Raw genomic sequence first — 23,895 nt, forward strand, 5'->3', positions numbered from 1 at the left:
TTTTGTTTTGTTGCTGGAAAGTGAGCGCTAACTTAATGATAACGCCAACACGGATTGCTTTTGAAGAACGTCAAAGAATTGAGAGAGTTACTATCATCAATAATGGTGATGTGACCAAGTCCTACCGACTTGAATTTCAAGAGAAGCTAGCGCTTAAAGAAGGTGGTTATGCCAACTTTGCCGAGCAAAAGATGAATCCAATGGCAGCTAGCCATTTTGTGCGGATTTCACCTAGGCAAGTAACGTTAGGACCCGGTGAGCGTCAGGTAATAAAGCTGGCTGTGCGTAGAAAAGCAAATATGGAGCAAGGGGAGTATCGTTCACATTTGCTCTTTAGGGAGCTGCCGAGTGATAAGGGCAAACTGCAAGAAGGTATCAATATAGACGTGCTGATGAGCTATAGCATTCCGGTTGTGCTGCGAATTGGTAAGACGCATCCGCAAATACGGCTTGAAGATGTCATTTTAAGCAGTGCAAAAAGTGGTCGTCAGGAAATTACGGTACTGCTTAGTCGAACAGGAAAATATAGTAGCTTTGGCGAACTATCTGCTTATTGGCAGGGAAAAAATGATGTTAACCCAGTGCGGATAGGTGTGTTGAATAAATTTGCGGTATATCCGGAACTTAACCAAAGAAAAGTGGAGTTTGCAATAGATCCCGCAATAAAGCTCGGGCCACCAGGTAAAATCCTAATAAAGTATGTGGGTGATGAGGAATACTCAGACCGTACTTTCGTAGATGACTTTGTATCTTTATAGCTTGGAATAAATGACCCTGATGAGAGCATCGGCTATTTGGTGTGTGTTACTAATAGGCATGCTATGTTATCAGTCTGCTGTTGCATCTCAGGCTGATACTTTGCAACAGCTATTAGAGCGGATTGAAAGAGTTAAGGCAAAACTCACCATACAACAAAGTGAACGAGTAGTTTCTCGAATTGATGTGGGTACGGAACTATTCTTATCTGCTTATAAGGGGAACTTATACTTAGGTGAAGTCATTGCGATTACTTCGGATCAAGGTGTCAACGTAGAACTCTTGAGCCTATTTTCAGCCTTGGGATTTGTGGCATCAGAAGACGGCTCGGGAAATTTTAGCGGTTGGTTCTTTACTTCTGACAACACCTTTAGCCTCAAAACTCAGTCGCTTTTAGTTGAGAGTAAAGGACAGCGGACGCAATTGAGTGATAGAGAAGTTCAGATCATCAATGGCGAGGTGTTTCTAGCTGATTATATTGTTGCGACTTTATTCGACGTCAGTCTATTTACCAATATACAAGACTTATCTCTGACCGTGAAGAGTAAGCAAATTCTGCCAATAGAAGCTCAGCAACAGCGATTAGGGCGAGAAGTAGTTAGCTTTGACCGCAATGCTAGTGCAACGTTACCTTGGCGATCAAGCCCTTATCAAAGCATTGGTAAACCAGTCTTGGATGCGCAGATAAATACACAGATCACCGAGGGCTATAATCGAACATCTTATTCCTTACTTGGTTCACAAGACATTGCTTATTGGCAAGCTCAGTACTTTATTGCTGGTAGAGAAGGGGATGTCATTAATCGCTCGCGATTGTCACTCAATCGAGCCTCAAAAAAAGCCGATGCTCTGCCGTTTGGCAACTTTACCAAGGTATCGCTCGGTGATGTTCAGAGTGTTCAAGTTGGAGTCGATGCATTAAATAATGAAGGGCGAGGAGTTAGCTTCGGTAACGCGCCGTTGGATAAGCGTACTAACCGTCAGCGCATTGTTATTTCTGGTCCAGTTCAGGTGGGATGGGACGTAGAACTTTATCGAAATGGGTTACTGATAGGGCAAGAAAATAATGTCCAATCAGGGCGCTATGAGTTTGAAAATGTTGACTTATTATTTGGTGAAAACACTTTTGAACTAGTGATGTATGGAGGTCAAGGTCAAGTATCAAAAGAAGTGCAAACATACTATGTTGAACAAAGCGCAGTGAATGAAGGCGAAGGGTTTTATGCCGTATCAATAACTGAAACGGGCAAAAGTATGCTTGGAGACAAAACGGCATTATCGGGCACTTCAAGCTGGCAAGTAAATGGTCGCTTTGACTACGGTCTCACTGAAAATTTTGCGGTGTATGCAGGTTTGCAACATCGTCAAGGTATGAAAAATAGTGCGTCAGAACAATACTTTTCAACGGGATTCAACACCAATATTAACAAACGACTATTACTGGATGTAGACTACAGTAGGAGCGAAGAGAACCACCGTCTCTCTGCAAATACTCGAACTCGTCTACTTGGGCAACAGGTAGGTGCTAAAGTTGAACTAAAGGAAGAGCTAGAGCTGGATGAAAATTCGACGGAGATAAAATTAACAGCGGCAGGAGAGTGGCCTCTTTTTGACGCTGCTAAGATTTATTATCGTGCTGAATACTTGCATCTTGATAGAGCTAATAAAGACATCACAGAGCAAGCGTCGCTACTGTTTAGTACAGGTAATTATTGGGGCTCTTTCAGTAACCAATTTGTATGGCAAGAGATGGCAAATCAAGCTAGCAACGTGAGCGGCTATTTGCGCTGGCAACGCAGAGTCCTTGGCGTGTATAGTCGTTTTACTACTTGGTATGACATAAAACCTTTCAATGAAATGACAGCCGTAGAGCTCGAATTAAGTAAAGAGCTAAGTTCTGAGCTTGATCTTGGCGTTACCTTTTACAAAGACTTTACCGAAGATTACTATAAAACTGAACTTGGATTGAGCTGGAACCATGATAAGTTTAGGTTGTTAACGGACTTACAGTATGACAACGAGGATAACTGGCAAGTAGGTCTATCTGGGCAAGTGAGTATAGGTGCGGGCGAAACGGTAGAGCAGGTTTTTTTAACTAGTAAACGCTTGTCGCAGTTTGGCTCTTTGATGGTTCATGCTTTTATCGACCAAAACAACAATGGCTATCTTGATGACGGCGAGTTACCGCTTGAAGGGGTAACTATAAAAGCATTACAAAATTTTGCACAAGGTAAAACTGACGACGACGGTATTGCGCTATTACCTTCAATGGTTAATTACAAACGAACAGATATTGTTGTCGATACAGACACGATCCCCGAACCCTTTTTAATTCCCGCTAATGATGGCTTTTCATTCACTCCAAGACCCGGTCATATTGAATTCGTTGAAATACCATTTGTAAACTCGTCGGAAGTTGAAGGGGTTATCGAAATTAATGAGGGTACCGAACGCCGACCTGCTGGATTCACCACCGTGAGTTTACTTGATGAAGTGGGCAACGAGGTCGCGCGCACTCAGACGGCATATGACGGTTACTATGTATTTACTGGTTTGAAGCCAGGGACTTATCGTACAGCGATAAGTGATGCGAAAAGGCTCGCGGTAGCCAGTACTCAACAGGTAGAAGTGGAGTTAAGTGCAGAAGGGGACTTGCTACTTGATGTTAACCTCGAATTACAACAACAGCGATTAACTACGCAAGAGTTTGCCGTAGTTGGACGTTTTAAGACACTAACAATATTAAAAGTTTATGCGGCGATTTTAGCAAAGCGCTACCGAGCAATGTTCCGCGGTGGCTTTGGGTATGCGCAAAAAGAAGGGAGCGCGACTTATTTGCTTGTCTTAAGAGATAGTGCTTCACAAAATGCGGCAAATATTTGCCAAAATCTAATTCCCTTTAAAGTTTCTTGCACCGTGGAATCCTTAACTATTTATGAAAGAGAAAACAATGCAATTAATTAAGCGGTATTTTATTATGCTCAGCTTCGTAGCGTTGAGTGGTTGTCAATCAACTAGGGACGAGAGCCAACCTGACACACTGCAAATGAAGAAGCAATTATCTTTACTTGAGCAACAGGTTAGTACCTTGCAACGGGAAGTCGAGCAGCTTAGAGTGCTAAAGCAACAGGTCGCCAAGTTTGAAGAGGTGCAGGAGGATTTAGATGTTATTGCTATGCAGTTATCAAGCACACTCACAAAGCAAAAAGATGCTGAACTCTTTACAAAGCAGCCTGAGCACGTAATTGAGCAAGAGACAAAGCTTGTGAAGAAACAAGCCAAGCCTGAGGAAATAGCTGAATTTGCAATCCAATTGGCCTCTACAACAGAGTATGCCAAGCTTAGGAAAACTTATGAGCAGCTTAAAGATAAGCTACCGCAAGACTTCGCAACAAGCGAAGTGAATATTGAGCAAGTCGATATTCAAAGTACGAAGTACTACCGACTCAAACTAGGTGCATTCATGGACAAGGCCTCTGCATACAGAGGTTGCCAGCAGCTAAAACAAGCGGGCTTCAGCTGCTTGGTTAGTCACTATACGAATCACCGACTCTAAAACTTGGTGCGTATTTTGCTTCTCACCAAATAAGTTTATCGTGGGTTTGGTGAAATGAAATATCTAGTACTCATAATGGTTATGTTTATGGTCGGATGTACAAACGGCCATCAATTTGGCAAGAGGGAAGCGACCCAGCAACAAGAAGCCTTACCTGATTTGGACACATTTGGTGCTCAGTTAGCCGTGGAGCTAGGCCAATATGTTCGGCCGTTCAAGCCCAATTCAACAGTTGCCGTGACGAGTTTTTTTAGGGCTAATCAGCTAGATAATACCCTGGATGGCCAAGGTTTTGGTTTGGGCTTGGCCCTGCAAGAATCCCTTATGACTCACCTAAGCCAAATGGGAGCTGATGTTGTGGAATACCGCCTCAGAAACGCTTTATCTTTACAAAGTTCTGCCGATAGTATGTTAAGTCGAGAATTAGATATGCTGAATCAGCGCCAGAAAATTGACCTTGTCGTAGTCGGCACAATCGTGGAAAGCCGAGATATCTACTTGGTCAATGCAAGGCTTGTGGATACGCTTCATAATCGTTCTGTTTCAGCCGCATCAATCAGTATACCTAAAACTGCGATGTGGGGTACTGAGCGAGTTACGAATCGCAACGGCCAAATTATACGAAGCCAATATTAGTGGAGATGAGAGTAATGAAAAAAGTATTAAGTTTGGTTTTGCCTCTTTCATTGATGGTTGGTTGCGCCCAAAGTAATTTTTTTGCAGTTGATGGCGCACAGACTGAACCTGTTCGTAATGGCTTTGAGAAATCTTCGATGTATCAAAGCAATCCAAATGGGATGAAGCAGTTCTCAGTTTCTCAGCAGATGGCGGGTAAAAATGTGACCCATTATGTGCAGGGTATTATGCAAGACATGGTAGCAAACTTGAAACACGTGAATGAGAAAACGCCAGTTGCGGTGACAAGTTTTGTATTTTTAGATAAAGAGTTTGATAAAGGCTCCTTACTGGGTAACCAATTGGCTGAAAGCTTTATTCATGAACTTCATGCATTTGGGATCCCCGTTGTAGATTTTAAAACAACGGACTATATCAGGGTCACACCCGAAGGCGACTTTATTTTTAGCCGTGATTTCTTAGAGTTATCTGACGACCATCCTTTTTTGTATGTGCTAGGCGGTACATTGGTTAATCATCAGGGCGGAGTGATGGTCAATGCCAGAGTGGTAGGGCTCAGAAGTAAAAGTGTCGTGGGTTCCGCTCAAGGCTTTTTGCCGCAAAATGTGGTCAATGCCTTGCAAGATGGCGCGGCATACGATGGCATTCGTATAGAGCGTGCAAACTAACTCGGAGGCTATAATGAAAAATGTAGTACTATTTGCGACAACACTTGCTTTACTTGGGGGCTGCGAAATGACAAAACAGGTGGCTCCAGAATCTACAGAAGCGCAGCAATCCGATATGGAAATATTGTACGCTATGATGAAAGAGCAAGAGCGTAATGAAGCTTCTCAAGCCACGGCAATGCAAGATATTGGCTTTATTAGCTACCGTCATCGCAAAGAAATTGCCAACTATGCTAATCAAATAGCTTTGGAACTGTCAGATACTGTTTTAGGGCAAAAGCCGGAGTCGATAGCGGTAGCCAGTTTTGTTAACTTTAATGAATCATTAAGGGATACTAACCAGTTAGGAAACCAATTGGCTGAGTCTTTAATGCACCAAATGCAAAAGCTGGGTTATCAAGCGCTAGACTTTAAAGCGCTTGGAAAAATAGAAGTGACATCCAGTGGCGATTTGACTTTTTCTCGTAACGCAAACCGCTTGAGAAATGTGCAATCACCGAGCCATTTACTTACAGGTACTATGGTTTACCGTCCACGAGGCGTGGAGGTGAATGCAAGATTGTTAGAGTTTAACACCAGCTTAGTTATCGCAAGCACTATGGTGACCATTCCATACTTTATCCTTGATGAGCAGGCAACCGCTTCAAGATAACATTTCAGACAGCGTTTTTTGACGAGAATAAAATTTAGGTTTTATTAAAAAACGCTATCCAATTTCTTATTCAAACCGTAGGGCAAGCAATGGAAAGTGCGGTAGTAGGTCGTAACAGTGTATATTCGCCTACTTATTAACTCCATTTATTCCTGCGAATAATTTGACTATTAATCTTTAAAAGTTCATTAAGATCAGTATACTAAAGCGAAGTCATTGAGATGCAGTACGATCGGTAGTCAACAAATCTCGACTTTAATTGGTATTAAGTAACGCAGACCTCGCTAGTGAAGGTCATAAAAGGTGATTGTTACCTGGTATTTTAAAGATTGTCCCCATAGTTTAATGGATAAAACAAGGCCCTCCTAAGGCTTAGATGTAGGTTCGATTCCTACTGGGGACGCCATTAGTATTCACTTCTGCGTGGAATTACCAGAGTAAATGGGCGGCGAAAGCATGTTGTAGAGTGTGTAAAGCTATCGAAAAACCTGTCTTTTGCAAGTGGTAGTCTTAACGCTACAGCTCAAACTCATTCTCATTTTCCATTTGAATTTCAACTAAGTCATTAATTTGGACATTATGAAGTGGGCGATTGCTGATGTTTACTGCAATGGCGTTTTGCGCATTCACTTGGATCACTTGCAACTTATTAATGGTTTTAATTTGATGCATAAACACTTTACCATCGACATTAGTCAGCGGATTGCTATGCGCTACGTTAAGGATCTGGCCATTCTCTAAGCCATGCATACGGCCCAAATTAATAACGACTTGTTCATCATCAATATGTAGGATTTTGCCATTGGTTGGTAAGCAGGCGACCGCTGCGTTTAAATCAGTTGCGATTTGTGTCAGCGTGGTTTGGATCTCATCAGCATAATCTGTCTGCCAAAAGCGCTCACTGTACACATCGATTAATTTAGTTTTCTTAAACGGCCACACGCCTTGAGTCGCATATTGCTTTTGCCATACCCTTTCATGAGAAAGCGCATCAAACAGCGCAAAGTCTACCTTGAAGCTTCTTAAGTATTTATCACTTTGCCAAAATGCGAGGTCACTATTAAGTTTATCGACACTAGCAATATCAGTAATTTGACTCAGCAGTACAAACTGGCTGTTGGTATTTGCTGTAATGGTTTCGATTAGTTGTTCATTATAATCAAAACGCTGGCTGAAAAAGCGGCTAACATCTATGGTCTGTGCAAAATAGGGAACGGGCTCTAAGCTCAACTTTTGTTCGGTCATTGTCTGATATAGACGCTCGCTGACCACTTTATTTATGTCAAAAATTTGACCTAAAGTTGCTTGGTGTTTATTTTTTAACTGGCTTTGTGTGACTGCAACCTGTTTATTGTATGCACTGGTCGGGCACTGAGCACTTTGTGGGGTAATATCAATATGTAATGTCACTTGCCATGAGTCACCGACTTTTGCTTCAGCAATTACGTTGGCGCTTTGAATCTCAGCATTTGAGCGGATCTTAAGTTGATCTTGGGTGAGCACACCATCGGTGACGGTTTGTACACTGCTTACCGAAGCCCCAGAAAACAGCAAAGCTTGTGTAATGGCATCGTTTACCGCCTTTCTTTTTGCTTTTTGATGATCGCCATTTTTAACGTCAGCCATGCCAGTAACTTCAAACCATTCAGCATAAGCAGGATTAGTTAAGGTGATACACAACAATGATAGACTGCTCGCAAATTGCTTTTTCATGTTTAAATGCCCAGATCAAAAACTACCCTCTAACTCAGCAATACCTGTGCCAAATTTTGGCAAGGTTCGTGCATAATCATACATTATGAAGGTTAATTTTACTTATTGCCAATACTCAATAAAGCCGCAATAACCCTGCGAGATTAAGATGCAGGGGAGGTGTTAAATTTGATTGGTATAGATTGTAGCGGAGTGCGGGAAATGCGTATCACTAATTCTATCAATACAATTGTTATGATTTGCTCGCTGACATGGCTCAGCGGCTGTTCAAGCCTCGTTGACAAGCACATTGAATATGAAACGGTGCAACCGGAAACTTTTCCTGTTTTACGTGCTGTGGGGTATGCGCCTTTAAGTGCTCAGCCGGGTAAAACTGCGGGTGAGAAGCAGCTGATGGCCATTAAAGTCTCAAAATTAGAAGCCTATCGTGAGCTGGCTGAGCAACTCTATGGCCAGAATTTGACATCCACTATCACGGTAAAGGGTGCTATTGCCCAAAACGACGGCCTTAAGAGCCAAGTAAATGGACTTGTTCGTGGGGCTAAGGTGCTGAAAAGTTACGCGGTCGGTGATACTTACGCAACGGAATTAGAGCTTGATATGAAACGCGTTTATGATTTGTATATTACTCAAGTCAAGCCGCAGAAAATCAAAAAAATATCTTACAGTTTTAAGTAAGCAGTCTAGAGCCTGTTGACCTTTGCTGCTTGATTTTTGTTTTTCTAAGAAGGTTTTGGTCGCGACGATCGATTTGCTGGCTAGGCTCAGCCGCTGTAATACCAATTGAATTAATTCTCTAATCAATTTGAAGGGTGAAATAGCATATTAGCTTCGTTAAAAGTTTCTCATTTAGAACAACTAAATAGCAAAATTTTTGCCTTGCCTATATGGATATAGGTACCTTAGCGGTAGCAGGACGCGAGAGCGGTGCTACTAAAGCTATTTCCCCGCTTCAAGATAGATCATTTACTTAATACAACTGGTATAAAAACAAACCTGAAAGATAAGCAGGCCATAAATAAGCTAATCTAGAATATGCTTTTCTTAGAATTCTAAAGCAGCTGTGATGATTATTATCATAAGGAGTATAGAGAAGTGTTATCGTGTTGTTTTTAACGCTCGTGAGGTATTCGCTAGCACCAAAGGCGGAGCTTCCTCAAGCGAGTCATTAAGCTTTTAAATTACGTACTAATTCACTGTCGCTACTTTTCACGCTGCCATCTTGACCATAGGTAATCGAAGTTGGCGCCCCAATTAAAATTCCTTTCAATTCACGAGTGCTTACATTGGCTTGGTGGGCCGTTTTAGCATTGATTTCATTTTTAGTTTGGCATTCGTGAAGTAGAGTACGTACTTTAGCAATGAGTGGGATTACATCATCGTGCTCAAAAACGTGGGACTCGGTTTTTGATAATTCATTATCGAGCTTTTGTAGTTTTGAAATGAGAGTTAACTTTTCACGAGCAATTTCTTTTAAATTGTCGCCTCGCCGAGAGGCCAGCTCATCAAGCTCACGCGCCAGAAGCTGGGTCATCGCTTCTAGCGTCGAGATTTGTTCTGAAAGTTTGTGGTGGCAAAGCCGAACCAAGTCATCCATATATTTCGAACTCAAATGCCGCTATGTTTTTAGCTAGTTTTTCCGCGTCAACTTGATACTTACCTTCTGCAATCGCTTTTTTCAGCTCTTCGACTTTCTTATCGTCAAAGCCTGATGATTGTTGTGCTTTCTCATTGACAGTTTTCAGCTGTTGTGCCTGCGGGGTCAGGCTAACTGAATCCGCTGCTGCTTTAGGCGAAGCTGGTGATTTAACTGATGCGTTGTTGGCATCATTTCTTTGCAATTCAGCCTTCTGTTGCTTAACATTGTTAGCAACGGATGTAGACTGATTTTGACCGTTAACTTGATTAACCATGTTTGTAGACCCAATAAAATTATACTCTCAGCCATATTATCGGCGTTCAGTAGTATTACTTTAGCAAATTTTTTATAAATTCACCTCTACTGTTTCCACTTCTATTACTCTAGCACGTAAGGTTTTGCCAGAGCGAGAGTTTTTAACATTAATAAGTTCACCGCGGTTGCCATCTTGCTGTGCTTCTCCTTGAGTTTTGATCACAAGCCCGCCTGATTTAGCAACAATCGTCACGGTATCACCTTTACAGACCATGCAAATGTGAGCTTGAGTAAAGGCTTGGCCCTCTCTAATATTTCGCTTGCTTCGACTGCCTATTAGTATCGACTTATCTTCTATATAAGAGACTCTGCGAAAACGTTTTGGCTGATATTCTATTTTTACATCTTCATTCTGAATAACACGGCCTTTCTCTAACATGGTCGCGCTAACTAAAATGGGGAATAGATGATCGATACGCACGTGAACGTATTGAGTCCAGCTGAGCGTATCGCTGCATCTTACTTGAACAGTCACTTGAGTATCAAAAGGCGGAGTCATCGCTGTACTATATTGCAATGGCGATTGACAGTCTCTTGCTGGAATTCTTGAATCTAGTGGTATCGCAGTAATCGATAACTGACTATCGGGATCTTGCTCTACATTCGGTTCGACAAATTTTATTGCGTTTTGCTCTAAAGTTTTGTTGTCATATTGCTGACAATAACCATAGTCAACGCCTATAAAATAAGCGAACAAACAAAAAAACTGAATGTAATGGGTTTTTTTTAACAAACTCATGATGTTTCGACTATGCTTATTGGGTGAAACAAGGTATAAAGATTCTGCTTTAATAACTGCACCTAATCAAGGGTGGTAAACCATATCAGAGTCGAAGCAAAGATCGTTCCGATTAGCGGTTTATACAGTAGGAGATTGAAATGGCAGGTATTTTAGACTCGGTTAACCAGCGTACACAATTAGTTGGACAAAACCGTCTCGAGCTATTACTTTTTCGACTTCAAGGTCGACAGCGCTTCGGCATTAACGTTTTCAAAGTCCGGGAAGTGCTTCAATGTCCTGCATTGACAAGCATGCCCAAGTCAAATCCTCTGATCCGAGGGGTTGCTCATATTCGAGGTCAAACTATATCGGTAATTGACATGTCACTTGCTGTTGGCGGGCCTCCTATTCAAGATATTCGCAATTGTTTTATTGTAATTGCAGAATACAATCGCTCCGTTCAAGGTTTTTTAGTCAGTGCGGTAGAACGCATAGTGAATATGAATTGGGAAAAAATAATGCCCCCACCATCGGGAGCAGGTCGATATTCCTATTTGACAGCGGTCACTGAGATTGAAAACGAGCTAGTTGAAATATTAGATGTAGAAAAGATTCTCAATGAAATTTGTCCGATCAATACAGAAGTCAGTGCTGACATTGTCTCGGATGGTGAAATGCAAAAAGATTTGGGTGAGCGTATTGTCTTTATTGCAGATGACTCCGCGGTTGCTCGTAATCAGGTCAAACGCGCTTTGGAGCCATTAGGCGTCCAGACTGAGTTGGCAAAGAACGGCAAAGAAGCACTCATAAGGCTTCGTGAAATAGCCGAAATGGATTGTCAAAATAATGTCACTGAGCGAGTAGGACTATTGATTTCTGATGTTGAAATGCCAGAAATGGATGGTTACACGCTAACAGCTGAAATAAAAGCTGATCCAAAATTAGCGCCATTGCATGTGATACTTCATACTTCACTGAGTGGTGTATTTAATCAGGCCATGATTGAGAAAGTTGGCGCTGATGATTTTATTGCTAAGTTTAACCCAGATGAGCTAGCCTCAGCGGTTAAGAAATGGGTTCATTGTGATTAAAGCTGGTGGTAGCACTTGGAAAATAAGCATTTAGAGCAAAAAGAGTACGACCAATTTCGAACCTTTTTAGAGCAGCAGTGCGGTATTGTACTGGGTGACAATAAATTGTACTTGGTTAAAAGCCGACTTGCTCCTCTAATGGCTCGCTTTGGTGTGGAAACACTATCATCTTTAGTAGCTAAAACACTCAGTCCCCATGAGCGGCAATTGCGTGCCGCTGTGGTGGATGCGATGACAACGAATGAAACGCTTTGGTTTAGGGACACCTACCCATTCGAATTAATTAAATCGAAAATCTTACCTGAGTTTAAAGACTTAAGACGTCCTGTTAAGATCTGGTCGGCGGCAAGCTCATCGGGCCAAGAGCCATATTCAATCGCGATGTCTGCGAGTGAATATGTAAGTAAAAGCCCTGGTGCATTAAAAATGGGTGTTCAAATTATCGGTACAGACATTTCTAACACGATGCTTGATATGTGTAAGAATGCTGAATACGACGCGCTGGCCTTGGCGCGAGGCTTATCGCCTGAACGTAGAAAGAAATTTTTTATGGATAGTGGTAATGGAATGGCTAAAGTAGTCGAACCTATTCGTAAAATGGTCAGTTTTAGACATTTAAACCTGTTAGATTCTTATGCGTTGATGGGCAAATTTGATGTTATTTTCTGCCGAAATGTCTTGATTTATTTTTCACCAGAAGTGAAAGCTAAAATCATTTCGCAATTTGCTCAGTCGTTAAACCCGAATGGCTATTTATTTTTAGGAGCATCGGAGTCGATGGCGGGGTTGAGTGACGACTTTAATATGATCCGTTGTAATCCTGGGATTATCTATCAGAAAAAGACTTAATACTTACATATAGCGGCAAGGACGTTCGCTATAGTTAGGTATTGAACATTTGTATGCAGTCGCAGTTTCAATGACTATTTTTATTAGCTTTGAATTTTTGAGCTAAACCGCTAACTATTCAGACGTTCCCTCTTATTTATTTCACTCCTCTGTATTATTTCAAGTTTAGTTATTCCAAAAATATAATATAACACATTGAAATTTAACGAATAAATTTTATTTTAAAACTGGCCTAAAGATTGCTTTATCATATCCGAGTCAATTTTTTGGAGTCAGATAATGGCAATTAGTTTCGATAAAGCGTTGGGAATTCACCAGCATACTATGCTGCTTCGCTCACAACGCGCTGAAATTCTAGCAAGCAATATCGCAAACGCAGACACTCCAGGATACAAAGCTAAAGATATTGATTTTGCCAGCGCTTTAAAAGCGGCAAAAACAATGCAAAGAAGCGGCAATGATATGGTTAGAACAGATGCAAAACACCTAAGTGGTGGTACCAAAATGAGTAACTCGTCTGAACTATATCGTTCGCCAAATCAAGCAGATACAGGTGATGGTAACTCGGTCGACATACAAGTGGAACGAAACTTGTATGTACAGAATGCATTAGAGTACCAAGCCAGTTTGCAATTTCTTGGTGGTAAGTTCAGTGGTCTTAAGAAGGCACTCGGCGGGCAAGGGGCATAATTATGAGTTTATATAACGTTTTCGATATTGCGGGTTCAGGAATGAGTGCACAGAATGTGCGACTAAATACCACCGCAAGTAATATCTCAAACGCAAACTCAGTGAGTTCTAGTCAAGATGATGTTTATCGCGCTAGGCACCCTGTATTTGCCGCTGAACTTTCCAAAGCTTCAGCTTCCCAGAGCAATGTCGCGGGATCGTCAGTTGGAGTAAAAGTATTGGGTGTGGTTGAGAGCGATAAGCCGCTTCAAGTTGAATACAACCCAAACCATCCAAGTGCTGACGCAAATGGCTACATTTATAAACCGAATGTGAATGTGGTAGAGGAGATGGCAAACATGATTTCTGCTTCTCGCTCTTACCAAACCAATGTTCAAGTTGCAGACGCTGCAAAGCAAATGCTTAGTAAAACATTGCAACTAGGCCAGCGCTAAATTGGGAGTAACAGCTGATGAGTAATAATGTAAATGCCACTTCTTCAACGGGTGTAGATTCACTCTACTGGGATAGGCAAAAACAGGCTGAGGAGAAAAAGCCCAGAGATGAGCTATCGCAAGAAGATTTCTTCTCGCTGCTGACTCAACAGCTCTCTTTCCAAGATCCGAGTAAACCTGCAGACAATGATCAAATGATCGCGCAGATGACAAGTTTTACCATGGCTGAGGGGATCTCAAAGTTAAATGAAAACTTTGACTCGTTGGCTGCATCAATGACTTCTAATTCGGCGCTTCAGGCATCGACACTGATTGGTAAAAAAGCATTACTCGAATCGACGACGTTGGAACATGGCGACGATGCACTTACAAAAGGTTCTGTGATTGTACAGGAGCCAGTTCAGAATTTATCAGTGGGTATCTATGATGAATCTGGAGCGCTCGTAAATACGCTTGAATTTGGCGAACAAAGTGTTGGCGCTGTGCGTTTCGATTGGGATGGTAAAAACAAAGACGGTGAGATGATGCCTCCAGGTGAATACACCATAAAAGCGGAGGGCATGATTGAAGGTGAATATCAAACTTTACCGTCGGCCACATTTAGAAATATAGACAGTGTTAATGTTAATGGTGCTAATGGCATCGTCATTAATACCAAAGAAGGCGCGGTGCGCTTAACTGATATTGCTGAAATAGCATAGTAGTTTTAAAGAATTAACCTTAAGAACTTAGAGGTGAGAGTATGAGTTTCAATATAGCACTGACAGGTATTGCCGCCGCGCAAAAAGACTTGGACGTAACAGCAAACAACATTGCTAACGTAAACACGACTGGTTTTAAAGAGTCTCGCGCAGAATTTGCTGACGTTTACGCGTCTTCGGTTTTTAGCTCAGGCAAAACGAAAAATGGTGATGGTGTACAAACTACGATGGTTGCACAGCAGTTCCACCAAGGGTCACTAAAGTTTACGCAAAACTCGCTAGACTTGGCGATTGAGGGCGAAGGCTATTTTGCCATGTCAAACTCTCTGCAATCACAGGATTTTACGTATTCTCGAGCTGGTGCATTTAAATTAAATAAAGACAACTTTATCGTGAATGCAAAAGGTGACTACTTGCAAGGCTTCCCTGTTGATCCATCAACCGGTGATACAACGTCTTTGAGTTTGAGCACAACATCGCCCGTTCAAATTCCAGATGCATCAGGTTCTCCTCGAGCAACATCGCAAATCTATACTTCGTTTAACTTAGATGCGACGGCGCAACCACCTACGATTGCTTTTGATCCTGAGCAACGGGCCTCATATAATTCAAGAACGGCAATTACGGTATATGACTCGTTGGGTGAATCACATACATTACAGTTATTCTTCAGAAAAACGGCGGATAATGAATGGTCAACTTACGCAACAATGGACGATAAGCCATTTAACCACAATGCGCAGCAAATTGACCCGACAGCTACACCACCTGTGCCATACACACCAGTAAGCGTATTTCGTTTTGACGCAAGTGGTATTCCTTCACAAACAGCGGATGATCCATCAGCTTCACCACTGACATTTAGTAACAATACTGGCTCGACATTTAACCCCTTAAGTCTTGCTGGACCTCAAGATGCAGTTGACCCAACTATCGGTATGTCAAACTTGCTTGATAACGGTGCAACTTTTCCAAATGACATTGTTGTTAACTGGCGTGATGAAGCAAATACTGCTCAAAAACTACCAACGCAATACTCATCTGGTCGATTTGAAGTAAAAGCATTGGAGCAAGACGGTGCGACCGTTGGCCGTTTAGCTGGTATTGATATTGGTACTGATGGTAAAGTAGTGGCTTCATATACTAACGGCGACTCAACGTTCTTAGGGCAAGTAGCGCTAGTACGCTTCCCGAATTCTCAAGGCCTTCAGGCGATTGGCAATACTGAGTGGAAGAAGAGCCTATCTTCTGGTGAACCTCTTGCGGGTGAGCCAAACACAGGTACGCTTGGTGGTATTAGTTCATCGGCCCTAGAGCAATCGAACGTTAACCTGACTAACGAGTTAGTAGACCTTATCAGTGCTCAACGTAACTTCCAAGCGAACTCTCGGGCGCTTGAGGTTAACTCTACATTACAACAAAATATATTACAGATCCGATAATATATTATGCCCTCCAAAGGCTGCTCCAAAGGCAGCCTTTTTTATGTCCGTCAAAAACATCTCCTCACTTTGGCACTGTGCTTGCATTAACTAAGTTAAGTTTGAATTTTATAGGTCATCGTCATGGATAAAATGGTGTATATCGCAATGTCAGGCGCTAAGCAGAGCTTACGCGGTGTGGCACTTAAAGCGAATAACCTTGCTAATGCCAACACGACTGGCTTCAAAGCTGATTTTGCACAAGCGCGCTCAATGCAGGCGTTTGGCGAAGGGCTACCTACTCGAGTTTTCGCGATGCAAGAGCGCCCTGGTACTAATATGACTGGCGGTGCAATTGTTGAAACTGGCCGAGAGCTTGATATTGCGGTAGATGACAAGTCGTGGATCAGTGTTGTTGATGCGTCGGGTGAAGAAGCTTACACCAAAGTCGGCACACTCAACATTCGTAATGATGGTGCGTTAGTCACCGCTCACGGGCGTCAACTTATTGGCGAAGGTGGGCCCATCGTCTTGCCTATCCCTGTTGATAAGGTGGTTTTTAGTGACGATGGCTCTATTCAAGTGCGTCCACAAGGCGCTCCTGCTAACTTTCTGGAAGTGGTTGATAGGCTGAAAATTATTGAAGCGGATAATAGCAAGCTACAAAAAGGTAATGACGGCCTTTATAGACCAAAAGAAGATAAGCTAGAAGATGGGATTTGTGGCTTTTGTGAAATATCTCCAACCGCAAAAGTGATGAGCGGCTTCTTAGAGATGTCTAACGTCAATCCTGTTCATGAGATGGTCGATATGATCAACCATCAAAGACAATTTGAAATGCAAATTAAGCTGATGAAAACAGCTGAAGAAATAGATGAGCGACACACTTCGCTCCTACGCATAGTTTAAGAGTGAGGTAGAGATTATGAATCCGGCATTGTGGATAAGTAAAACAGGCTTAGATGCTCAGCAAACTGATATTTCAGTTATTTCTAACAACTTGGCTAACGCCAGTACCGTTGGTTACAAAAAGAGTCGGGCGATATTCGAAGACTTACTATATCAAAACATCAATCAACCCGGAGGTCGCAGCTCTCAAGATACAGAGTTACCGTCTGGTTTGATGCTTGGTGCAGGTGCCAAAGTGGTCGCCAACCAAAAGAACTTTTCTCAAGGCAATATGTTAAGTACCGAAAATTCTTTGGATTGGATGATCCAAGGTCCGGGCTTTTTTGAGATTCAGATGCCAGATGGCACAACCGCATATTCAAGAAATGGTCAGTTCACGACGGACGAAGAAGGGCGGATAGTTACTTCAGGCGCGGGTTTTCCTGTGTTACCTGAGATGAACGTACCCGACGATGCACAGTCAATTACTATTTCTCAAGATGGTGAAGTATCGGTGCGAGTTGCTGGACAAGCTGAAAACGTTGTTATCGGACAATTGACAATTAGTGACTTTATTAATCCATCAGGTCTTGAACCGATTGGGCAAAACTTGTACACGGAAACCGCGGTAAGTGGTGCTCCGGTGCAAGGTAACCCAAGTGTTGAAGGGTTAGGTAAGATTGTGCAAGGCGCACTTGAAACGTCAAACGTTAATGTGACGGAAGAGCTTGTAAATCTAATCGAAACACAACGCGTGTATGAAATGAACTCAAAAGTGATTTCAACGGTAGATCAGATGCTGAGCTACATTAATCAACAGCTGTAATTGGGTAGGGGGTATTATGCGTGCATTATATTTAGCCATCGTAACGGTCGCTGCATTATCTGGATGTAGTACAACACAAAATAAAAATGTGGTGCGTGACGATCCGTATTATGCACCTATCTATCCCGAGGATAACCAAGCCCAAATGGTGGCAACAGGGTCATTGTTTAATACGCAGTTTTCCAACGATCTCTATGCTGACAAAAAAGCGTTAAGAGTCGGTGATATTATTACCATCGTACTCAGAGAAACGACTCAGGCAACCAAAGCTGCAAATTCTGAGCTGGATAAATCCAGTGATTCGAGCCTAGACCCTGTGATTGGCCTAGGTGGCAACGCCATTAATATCGGAAAAGAAGCAATACAGTTTGGTGCTAAATCCAGCTCTTCTTTTTCTGGTGACTCGAAGTCTAATCAGTCCAACAGCTTATTTGGTAATATTTCAGTTAATGTCACCCGAGTATTGCCTAACGGTAATTTAGTGATCCGCGGCGAAAAGTGGTTAACCCTTAATACCGGCGAGGAATTTATTCGCTTGGAAGGATTGGTAAGACCTCAAGATGTGACGGCAGATAACACGGTTGAGTCCAATCGAGTGGCAAATGCCAGAATTCAATATTCGGGTAAAGGTGATCAACAAGAAGTACAAAGTGCAGGTTGGTTAACGAGTTTCTTTATGAGCGCGCTGATGCCGTTTTAAGGTGCTGAAAATGAACAATATGTTTAAGAATATTTTGCTTATCGGTGCGGCCATGACGTTGGTTGGTTTTTCTTCTTTGGCTTCTGCTGAGCGAGTTAAAGACGTCAGTATGGTTGAAGGTGTTCGTTCAAACCAACTGGTTGGCTACGGCCTCGTTGTAGGCTTGCCTGGTACCGGTGAGCAAACCAGATTTACCGAGCAGAGCTTTAAAGCGATGTTGAATAGCTTTGGCATAACGATGCCCGCAAGCTTAAAGCCAAAAATTAAAAATGTTGCGGCTGTTGCGGTTCACGCTGACTTGCCACCTTTTGTTAAACCCGGTCAAACCATTGACGTGACTGTGTCATCTATTGGTAGTGCTGGTAGTTTACGAGGCGGTACTTTACTTCAGACTTTTCTTAAAGGGGTTGATGGTAATGTATATGCAATCGCGCAAGGTAGTTTGATTGTTGGTGGTTTGGGCGCTGATGGTGCCGACGGGAGTCGAGTTGTGATCAATACGCCGACTGTAGGCCGCGTGGCAAATGGCGCGACAGTGGAACGAGCGGTACCAAGTCCGTTTACTCAGGGCGATTACATCACCTTTAACTTGAATAGGCCCGACTTCACTACCGCAAAGCGCTTGGCCGACACGATCAATGGACTTGTTGGACCAAACAGCGCAAAACCTATGGATGCAGCCTCAGTGCGAGTAATTGCCCCAAGAGATCCGTCTCAGCGCGTTGCTTACTTGTCTACGCTAGAGAATCTAGAATTTAAACCCGCAGATACCGCAGCGAAGATCATCGTTAACTCTCGCACAGGCACTATCGTTATTGGCAAAAATGTCAAGCTACAGCCTGCGGCAATTACCCATGGCGGCCTTACCGTAACAATTGCTGAGCAGCAAAATGTATCTCAACCTAATGCGCTGGCGAATGGTGAAACAGCAGTGACGCAGCAAAGTATTATCGACGTAAATCAGGACGACTCTAGAGCGTTTGTATTTGACCCAGGCGTGAGCCTTGATGACTTGGTTAGAGCAATTAACCAAGTTGGCGCAGCACCAGGCGATTTAATGGCGATCCTTGAAGCGCTAAAAGAAGCGGGCGCAATAAATGGTCAATTAGTCGTCATTTGATGTTCTATTATTAATCAACTAGTTAGCCTCACAATTGTGAGGCTTTTTTTTGGCTCGGATTTTGCATTTCTATTTGTATAGTTATTAACGTCAAACAGTGCTGAGTGTATGAACACCGACCAATTGAAAAATCAAAGCTTTTTCGACCTAGGAAACCTTGATTCGATCCGTAAAGAGGCGCTGAAAGGTGCTGGCGATCAAGGTGCCTCTGATCAGGCATTGAAGAAGGCGGCACAACAGTTTGAGTCTATCTTTACGCAAATGTTGTTACAGAGCATGCGTAAAGCGAATGAGGCGCTAGAGGATAAAGACAGTCCATTTAACTCTAGCGGTGTCAAATTTTTTGAAGAAATGCATGATCAGCAACTTTCGATGCACTTATCTGAGCAGGGCAGCTTAGGACTTGCAGATCTGATTGTGCAACAGTTGTCTCCTAATTCTGAAAAGTATAAGCCTGCTTCTGTAATGAGAGCTGACGGCGATATTTCCTTTAAAAAACAGACGACAGCAAGTGAGAGTGTGAATAAATCCGAACCGCAGGCTGTCAATGTTAAGGCAGATACCTCAAGCGATGAACAAACAGGCTTTGGTTCTCCTGAGGAATTCGTCGACAGAATTTGGGAATACGCTCAAACAGCTGCGAAAAAGCTAGGCTTGAACCCTGCGGTAATGGTTGCACAAGCTGCACTGGAAACCGGTTGGGGTAAACACATCATCAGCAAAAAAGATGGTAGTAGCAGTTTTAACCTATTCAATATCAAAGCGGATAGCCGCTGGAGTGGTGAAAGCGCCAGAAAATCGACACTTGAATTTGAGCAAGGGTTACCGGTGCAAAAGCAAGCCGATTTCCGTGCTTATAAGTCGCTAGAACAAAGCTTTGATGATTATGTCAGTTTTCTAAAAGGTAATCCGAGATATGAGCAAGCCTTAAATAAGGCTGGTGATAGTCATGCCTATCTAAGTGAACTTCAAAATGCAGGCTATGCGACCGATCCGAATTATGCCAACAAAATTAAGTCAGTTTTAAAGCGTATTGATGTATCCGATTTCTTATCCGGTGCGCTAACAAAGGGAGTCAGATGAGATGTCATTTGATCTATTAAATATTGGTGCGGCAGGGGTTAGGGCTAACTCCGAGTTACTACAAACCACCAGTAAAAACATTGCTAACCTAAATACCAAAGGGTATATCCGTGAACGGACTGAGCACGGAACAATGATAGGTGGCATGGTTGGTCGTGGTGAAACGGTGCGTTTGATCAACCAGTTCGCGCAGCAGCAACTGAATCGTGATATTTCCAATCAGTCTTACTATGAGCAGTTTGTCACTGAGGCAAGTCGCGTTGATACATTATTTGCACAAGACTCGAATAGCCTGAGCAAGAGTATCAACTCGATGTTTAATAATTTACAAAGCGCGATTAACTTGCCTTCGTCGACAACTAACCGATCTCTATTCATGACGGGCGCTCAAGGTCTTGTCGATCAAATGGATAGATTGTCAGGTATTGTTGTTGATCAAAACAGTATCGTGAATGAGCAATTGGATATTTTCTCAGAAGAAGCTAATAACCTTGTTCAAAAAATCAGTGAATTGAATAAACAAGTGGCGAGTAAGTCAGCGCTCAATCTTAATAATGTCGATCACAGCGTGCTTAATGAGCGCGATCAAGCAATTAAGGAGCTTGCTGAGCTTGTAGATATAGAAACACTCGACGGTGAAAATGGCGAGAAGCTCGTATTTTTAGGCACTGGGGACGCGCTTGTGATGCAAGGTGGCGCTTTTAATTTATTTGCGATGAAAGGCAACCCAGATCCCAACCATAAAGAGCTAACTCTAGATATTAAAGATAAAAATGTTGTGCAACTTGAGTTAGATAGCGGCAGTTTGAAAGGCAAAATCGGCGGGTTACTGGCATTTAGAGATGAAGTGTTGATCCCGGCACAGAACCAACTAGGTCAAATTGGCCTCGCATTAGCAGATGCTTTTAATCAGCAAAATAGATTGGGAATGGACTTAGATGGCAACATAGGGGGAGACTTATTTAAGATCCCTACCGTGGGCGGCTTTGCTTACAGCGAGAATACAGGCACCGCAGCGCTTACGGCAACACTTGAGCCTGGACGCGGCAATGAGTTGCCAGCTACTGACTTCCAAGTTACTTATACCAGCGCAACAACCGTTGAAATAACAGCTGTAGACGCCAAAGGCAATCCTATCGGTACTCCAACGACTGGTAATATCGCAGGAGGAGTCATCACGGGAACAGGTGATTATTTTGGCTTACAAATGAACGTAACGGGTAGTGGTGCAACAGGTGATAGATTTCTTGTAAAATTAAATCAACAGGCTTCAACCGGGTTGGAGCTTGCAACTCAACGACCAGAAGCACTTGCATTAGCGTCACCAATTCGCACTGAAAAATCAGCAGACAATAATGGTACGGCGACCATTTCAGCTGGAGTCGTCACTGATACCGATCCTGCGACCAGTGCGTTTACGGCGGGAACGCCGCCAACCTTGAATGATGGTCCATATACTCTGACTAAAACCGCTAACGCTAACGAATATACATTGACCAGTAATTCAGGTACAACGCATACCTTTACCGCTCCTGCCGATGGCAAAGATATACTTTCCACAGTGGGAGCTGCGCCAGCACCTTTTGACAATCTTGGTTTCACGTTCGATATCGAGGGGACACCGAATACCGGTGATAGTTTTGAAATTAGCTTTAACACTGGTGGCTTTGATGACAACCGTAATGGTGCAGCGCTTGATGGTCTGAAATCATCTGATTTAGTTAGACAAAATCTAGAGTCTACAGGTAGTACCGAAAGCCATAAAACCTTTAATGAGGCGTATGCCGATATTGTCACCGGGGTAGGAGTTATTACCAATCAAGCGAAAACTAATGGCGCGGCATTCGAAGCGCTAGCCAATCAGTCAAGCGCATGGTTTGAGTCTCTATCGGGTGTAAATCTAGATGAAGAGGCAGCCAATTTGTTACGTTTTCAACAATCTTACTCGGCTTCTGCGCAAGTCATTTCAGCAGCAAGAACCGTGTTCGATACCTTATTAAGTGCAGCGAGGTAATTATGCGTTTATCTCAAAATCAAATTTTTAATTCAAATCTCAATTCTATTTTGCGTAATCAGCAAGATGTGAACAAAGCAACACAGCAGCTGAACACGCAAAAGCGGGTATTGAGTGCTTCTGATGATGCTTCAGCGACTGCTAGAGCGATGCTTTTTGACGACCGGATCCAAGCAAACGATCAGTTTACTAAGAATTTGACTATGCTGTCTTCGAGATTAGACACTCAAGAGTCAGTACTCGAAAATATTAAAACGGCCATTGATAGCGCTTATACCAAGTCGATACAGGCCGGTAATGGCGGGTTATCTGATGTTGACCGTCAAGCAATCGCTGATGAGCTAGAGTCAATCCAAGATACTATTTTGGATTTAATGAACTCAAAAAGTGAAGATGGTAAGTTTATATTTTCCGGCTATCAAGATAATACGCAAACCTATAGCTTTGACTCAGCTACTGGAAAGTACGTATATAACGGTGACCAAGGACAGCATAAAATAAAAGTTTCTGAGGGCGTCGAAATACGCTCAAGTGATAACGGTTTTGATGTATTTGAAAGTGCAGAGAAGCGACTGAATATTACTTCAAATACAGGTGTGGTTTCTGGTGGTATTACATCGGCCTCCGTGTACGTGGACGAACAAGGGGTTTTTGATGAGTTTCACAAGGCAAATTACAACGCGGATCCTAGTGCGCCTGCAGGTGCAAATACCTTTGACCTAGTGGTGACAGCCGGGACACCAAATACTTATCAGCTTGAGCAGGGGGGCACGGTTATTTCAACTGGTACTGCAGAAGGCGGAACTATTAAAGTCGCTGGTATGGAGTTTGACTTTGCTGGTGCTGCGCCAGGCCAAATAAGCTTTGACTTGGAGAAGCCCCAAAAGGAAAACATTCTAAATACATTAGAATCCATGATTACGTCATTGAGAGACCCCAGTATTATAGGGGATGATTATAAGCAGGTACTAGCTGATGGTATTACGGGCTTAGATAATGCCAAGATTAAAATATCGCAGGGACAAGCGGGGCTTGGTGGTAGGTTAAACGCCGCAAAGCTTGTATCTGATGCAAATTCAGACTTAGATGTTGATAATAAGGCAAATAAGGCAGCTTTGATTGAGGTCGACTTCTACTCTGCGATCTCTGAGCTCACTAAACATGAAACTGCACTGCAGGCTTCTCAGGCAACCTTTGGCCGCCTAACTAACCTCTCGCTATTAGACTATATTCGTTAAAAGGTAGCCTTTAAAGGTTACCTACTTCAAAACAGCTTAAAACACTGTTATTCAATTTAATATATTGAAATTAAAAGTATTTTAAATGCATTTCATCAGTATAAGCTCATAGCCATAACTTTCTGTCGATTGTTCCACATTAATCAAAAAGTCACTATTAATCAGGTTTTTATGTTTTTTTTAA

At 42.6% G+C, this 23,895-nt stretch carries 24 protein-coding genes and 1 tRNA gene; 21 read left to right on the forward strand and 4 right to left on the reverse strand.

Annotated elements, in window-relative coordinates; genetic code table 11:
* Positions 1-35: 35 nt before the first annotated feature.
* The 7 genes from CWC29_RS04500 to CWC29_RS04530 all read left to right on the forward strand — a co-directional run bounded on the left by CWC29_RS04500 (position 36) and on the right by CWC29_RS04530 (position 6,674).
* On the forward strand, positions 36-758 hold the full coding sequence (locus CWC29_RS04500; protein WP_128727919.1) for a fimbrial biogenesis chaperone: 723 nt from the start codon (positions 36-38) through the stop codon (positions 756-758).
* A 10-nt stretch (positions 759-768) separates the two neighbouring features.
* Positions 769-3,720, forward strand: a complete 2,952-nt coding sequence (locus tag CWC29_RS04505; RefSeq protein WP_235956523.1) for a hypothetical protein — start codon at positions 769-771, stop codon at positions 3,718-3,720.
* Positions 3,707-4,312 carry an SPOR domain-containing protein gene (locus tag CWC29_RS04510; RefSeq protein ID WP_128727918.1) on the forward strand — a complete coding sequence of 202 codons (606 nt, stop codon included), beginning with the start codon at positions 3,707-3,709 and terminating at the stop codon, positions 4,310-4,312. Before CWC29_RS04505 ends, CWC29_RS04510 begins: the two co-directional genes overlap by 14 nt.
* A 54-nt stretch (positions 4,313-4,366) precedes the next feature.
* Positions 4,367-4,948, forward strand: a complete 582-nt coding sequence (locus tag CWC29_RS04515) for a FlgO family outer membrane protein (protein ID WP_138524472.1) — start codon at positions 4,367-4,369, stop codon at positions 4,946-4,948.
* Between the two features lie 14 nt (positions 4,949-4,962).
* Positions 4,963-5,616: a FlgO family outer membrane protein gene (locus tag CWC29_RS04520; protein WP_128727916.1), complete on the forward strand. Its 654-nt coding sequence runs from the start codon at positions 4,963-4,965 to the stop codon at positions 5,614-5,616.
* A 13-nt stretch (positions 5,617-5,629) separates the two neighbouring features.
* A complete protein-coding gene (locus CWC29_RS04525) occupies positions 5,630-6,268 on the forward strand; it encodes a FlgO family outer membrane protein (RefSeq protein ID WP_138524473.1) in 639 nt (212 codons plus the stop codon).
* A 331-nt stretch (positions 6,269-6,599) separates the two neighbouring features.
* Positions 6,600-6,674: transfer RNA gene (locus CWC29_RS04530), tRNA-Arg, on the forward strand.
* A gap of 110 nt (positions 6,675-6,784) precedes the next feature.
* Here the strand turns inward: CWC29_RS04530 and CWC29_RS04535 are convergent.
* Positions 6,785-7,981, reverse strand: coding sequence for a flagellar assembly protein T N-terminal domain-containing protein (locus CWC29_RS04535; RefSeq protein ID WP_128727914.1), 1,197 nt, complete (start codon positions 7,979-7,981; stop codon positions 6,785-6,787).
* 201 nt (positions 7,982-8,182) lie between these two features.
* Here CWC29_RS04535 and CWC29_RS04540 point away from each other — a divergent pair, with 201 nt between their 5' ends.
* Entirely contained in the window at positions 8,183-8,659 is a 477-nt protein-coding gene (locus CWC29_RS04540; protein ID WP_138524475.1) for an LPP20 family lipoprotein, read from the forward strand.
* Between the two features lie 490 nt (positions 8,660-9,149).
* On the opposite strand, the gene flgN is transcribed toward CWC29_RS04540, so the two are convergent.
* From flgN to flgA, 3 genes are all read right to left on the reverse strand, one after another.
* The gene (gene flgN, locus CWC29_RS04545; protein ID WP_128727912.1) at positions 9,150-9,578 is read right to left on the reverse strand and encodes a flagellar protein FlgN; all 429 of its coding nucleotides are present in this window, start codon (positions 9,576-9,578) and stop codon (positions 9,150-9,152) included.
* Positions 9,571-9,894 carry a flagellar biosynthesis anti-sigma factor FlgM gene (flgM, locus tag CWC29_RS04550; protein ID WP_128727911.1) on the reverse strand — a complete coding sequence of 108 codons (324 nt, stop codon included), beginning with the start codon at positions 9,892-9,894 and terminating at the stop codon, positions 9,571-9,573. The genes flgN and flgM overlap by 8 nt, the downstream gene beginning before the upstream one ends.
* A 72-nt stretch (positions 9,895-9,966) precedes the next feature.
* Positions 9,967-10,674 carry a flagellar basal body P-ring formation chaperone FlgA gene (flgA, locus tag CWC29_RS04555; RefSeq protein WP_128727910.1) on the reverse strand — a complete coding sequence of 236 codons (708 nt, stop codon included), beginning with the start codon at positions 10,672-10,674 and terminating at the stop codon, positions 9,967-9,969.
* Positions 10,675-10,814: 140 nt separating this feature from the next.
* Here flgA and CWC29_RS04560 point away from each other — a divergent pair, with 140 nt between their 5' ends.
* The 13 genes from CWC29_RS04560 to flgL all read left to right on the forward strand — a co-directional run bounded on the left by CWC29_RS04560 (position 10,815) and on the right by flgL (position 23,711).
* Positions 10,815-11,747, forward strand: coding sequence for a chemotaxis protein CheV (locus CWC29_RS04560; RefSeq protein WP_010606301.1), 933 nt, complete (start codon positions 10,815-10,817; stop codon positions 11,745-11,747).
* 15 nt (positions 11,748-11,762) lie between these two features.
* Complete coding sequence (locus CWC29_RS04565) at positions 11,763-12,596, forward strand: CheR family methyltransferase (protein ID WP_045961733.1); 834 nt, start codon at positions 11,763-11,765, stop codon at positions 12,594-12,596.
* Between the two features lie 279 nt (positions 12,597-12,875).
* Positions 12,876-13,286, forward strand: coding sequence for a flagellar basal body rod protein FlgB (gene flgB, locus CWC29_RS04570; protein WP_010369289.1), 411 nt, complete (start codon positions 12,876-12,878; stop codon positions 13,284-13,286).
* Between the two features lie 2 nt (positions 13,287-13,288).
* A complete protein-coding gene (flgC, locus tag CWC29_RS04575) occupies positions 13,289-13,720 on the forward strand; it encodes a flagellar basal body rod protein FlgC (protein ID WP_128727909.1) in 432 nt (143 codons plus the stop codon).
* A 17-nt stretch (positions 13,721-13,737) separates the two neighbouring features.
* Positions 13,738-14,421, forward strand: coding sequence for a flagellar hook assembly protein FlgD (locus CWC29_RS04580; RefSeq protein ID WP_095728186.1), 684 nt, complete (start codon positions 13,738-13,740; stop codon positions 14,419-14,421).
* A 41-nt stretch (positions 14,422-14,462) separates the two neighbouring features.
* On the forward strand, positions 14,463-15,863 hold the full coding sequence (flgE, locus tag CWC29_RS04585; RefSeq protein ID WP_128727908.1) for a flagellar hook protein FlgE: 1,401 nt from the start codon (positions 14,463-14,465) through the stop codon (positions 15,861-15,863).
* A 123-nt stretch (positions 15,864-15,986) separates the two neighbouring features.
* Positions 15,987-16,751, forward strand: coding sequence for a flagellar basal body rod protein FlgF (locus tag CWC29_RS04590; protein ID WP_095728188.1), 765 nt, complete (start codon positions 15,987-15,989; stop codon positions 16,749-16,751).
* Positions 16,752-16,767: 16 nt separating this feature from the next.
* Positions 16,768-17,556: a flagellar basal-body rod protein FlgG gene (flgG, locus tag CWC29_RS04595; RefSeq protein WP_010606305.1), complete on the forward strand. Its 789-nt coding sequence runs from the start codon at positions 16,768-16,770 to the stop codon at positions 17,554-17,556.
* A 16-nt stretch (positions 17,557-17,572) separates the two neighbouring features.
* Positions 17,573-18,256 carry a flagellar basal body L-ring protein FlgH gene (gene flgH / locus CWC29_RS04600; RefSeq protein WP_010606306.1) on the forward strand — a complete coding sequence of 228 codons (684 nt, stop codon included), beginning with the start codon at positions 17,573-17,575 and terminating at the stop codon, positions 18,254-18,256.
* A 52-nt stretch (positions 18,257-18,308) separates the two neighbouring features.
* Positions 18,309-19,376, forward strand: coding sequence for a flagellar basal body P-ring protein FlgI (locus CWC29_RS04605; protein ID WP_128728054.1), 1,068 nt, complete (start codon positions 18,309-18,311; stop codon positions 19,374-19,376).
* A gap of 108 nt (positions 19,377-19,484) precedes the next feature.
* Entirely contained in the window at positions 19,485-20,459 is a 975-nt protein-coding gene (gene flgJ / locus CWC29_RS04610) for a flagellar assembly peptidoglycan hydrolase FlgJ (RefSeq protein ID WP_128727907.1), read from the forward strand.
* A 1-nt stretch (position 20,460) separates the two neighbouring features.
* Positions 20,461-22,473: a flagellar hook-associated protein FlgK gene (gene flgK / locus CWC29_RS04615; RefSeq protein WP_138521929.1), complete on the forward strand. Its 2,013-nt coding sequence runs from the start codon at positions 20,461-20,463 to the stop codon at positions 22,471-22,473.
* 2 nt (positions 22,474-22,475) lie between these two features.
* Positions 22,476-23,711, forward strand: a complete 1,236-nt coding sequence (flgL, locus tag CWC29_RS04620; RefSeq protein ID WP_128727905.1) for a flagellar hook-associated protein FlgL — start codon at positions 22,476-22,478, stop codon at positions 23,709-23,711.
* Positions 23,712-23,895 lie beyond the last annotated feature (184 nt).

The sequence above is a fragment of the Pseudoalteromonas galatheae genome (assembly GCF_005886105.2).
Taxonomy (GTDB): domain Bacteria; phylum Pseudomonadota; class Gammaproteobacteria; order Enterobacterales; family Alteromonadaceae; genus Pseudoalteromonas; species Pseudoalteromonas galatheae.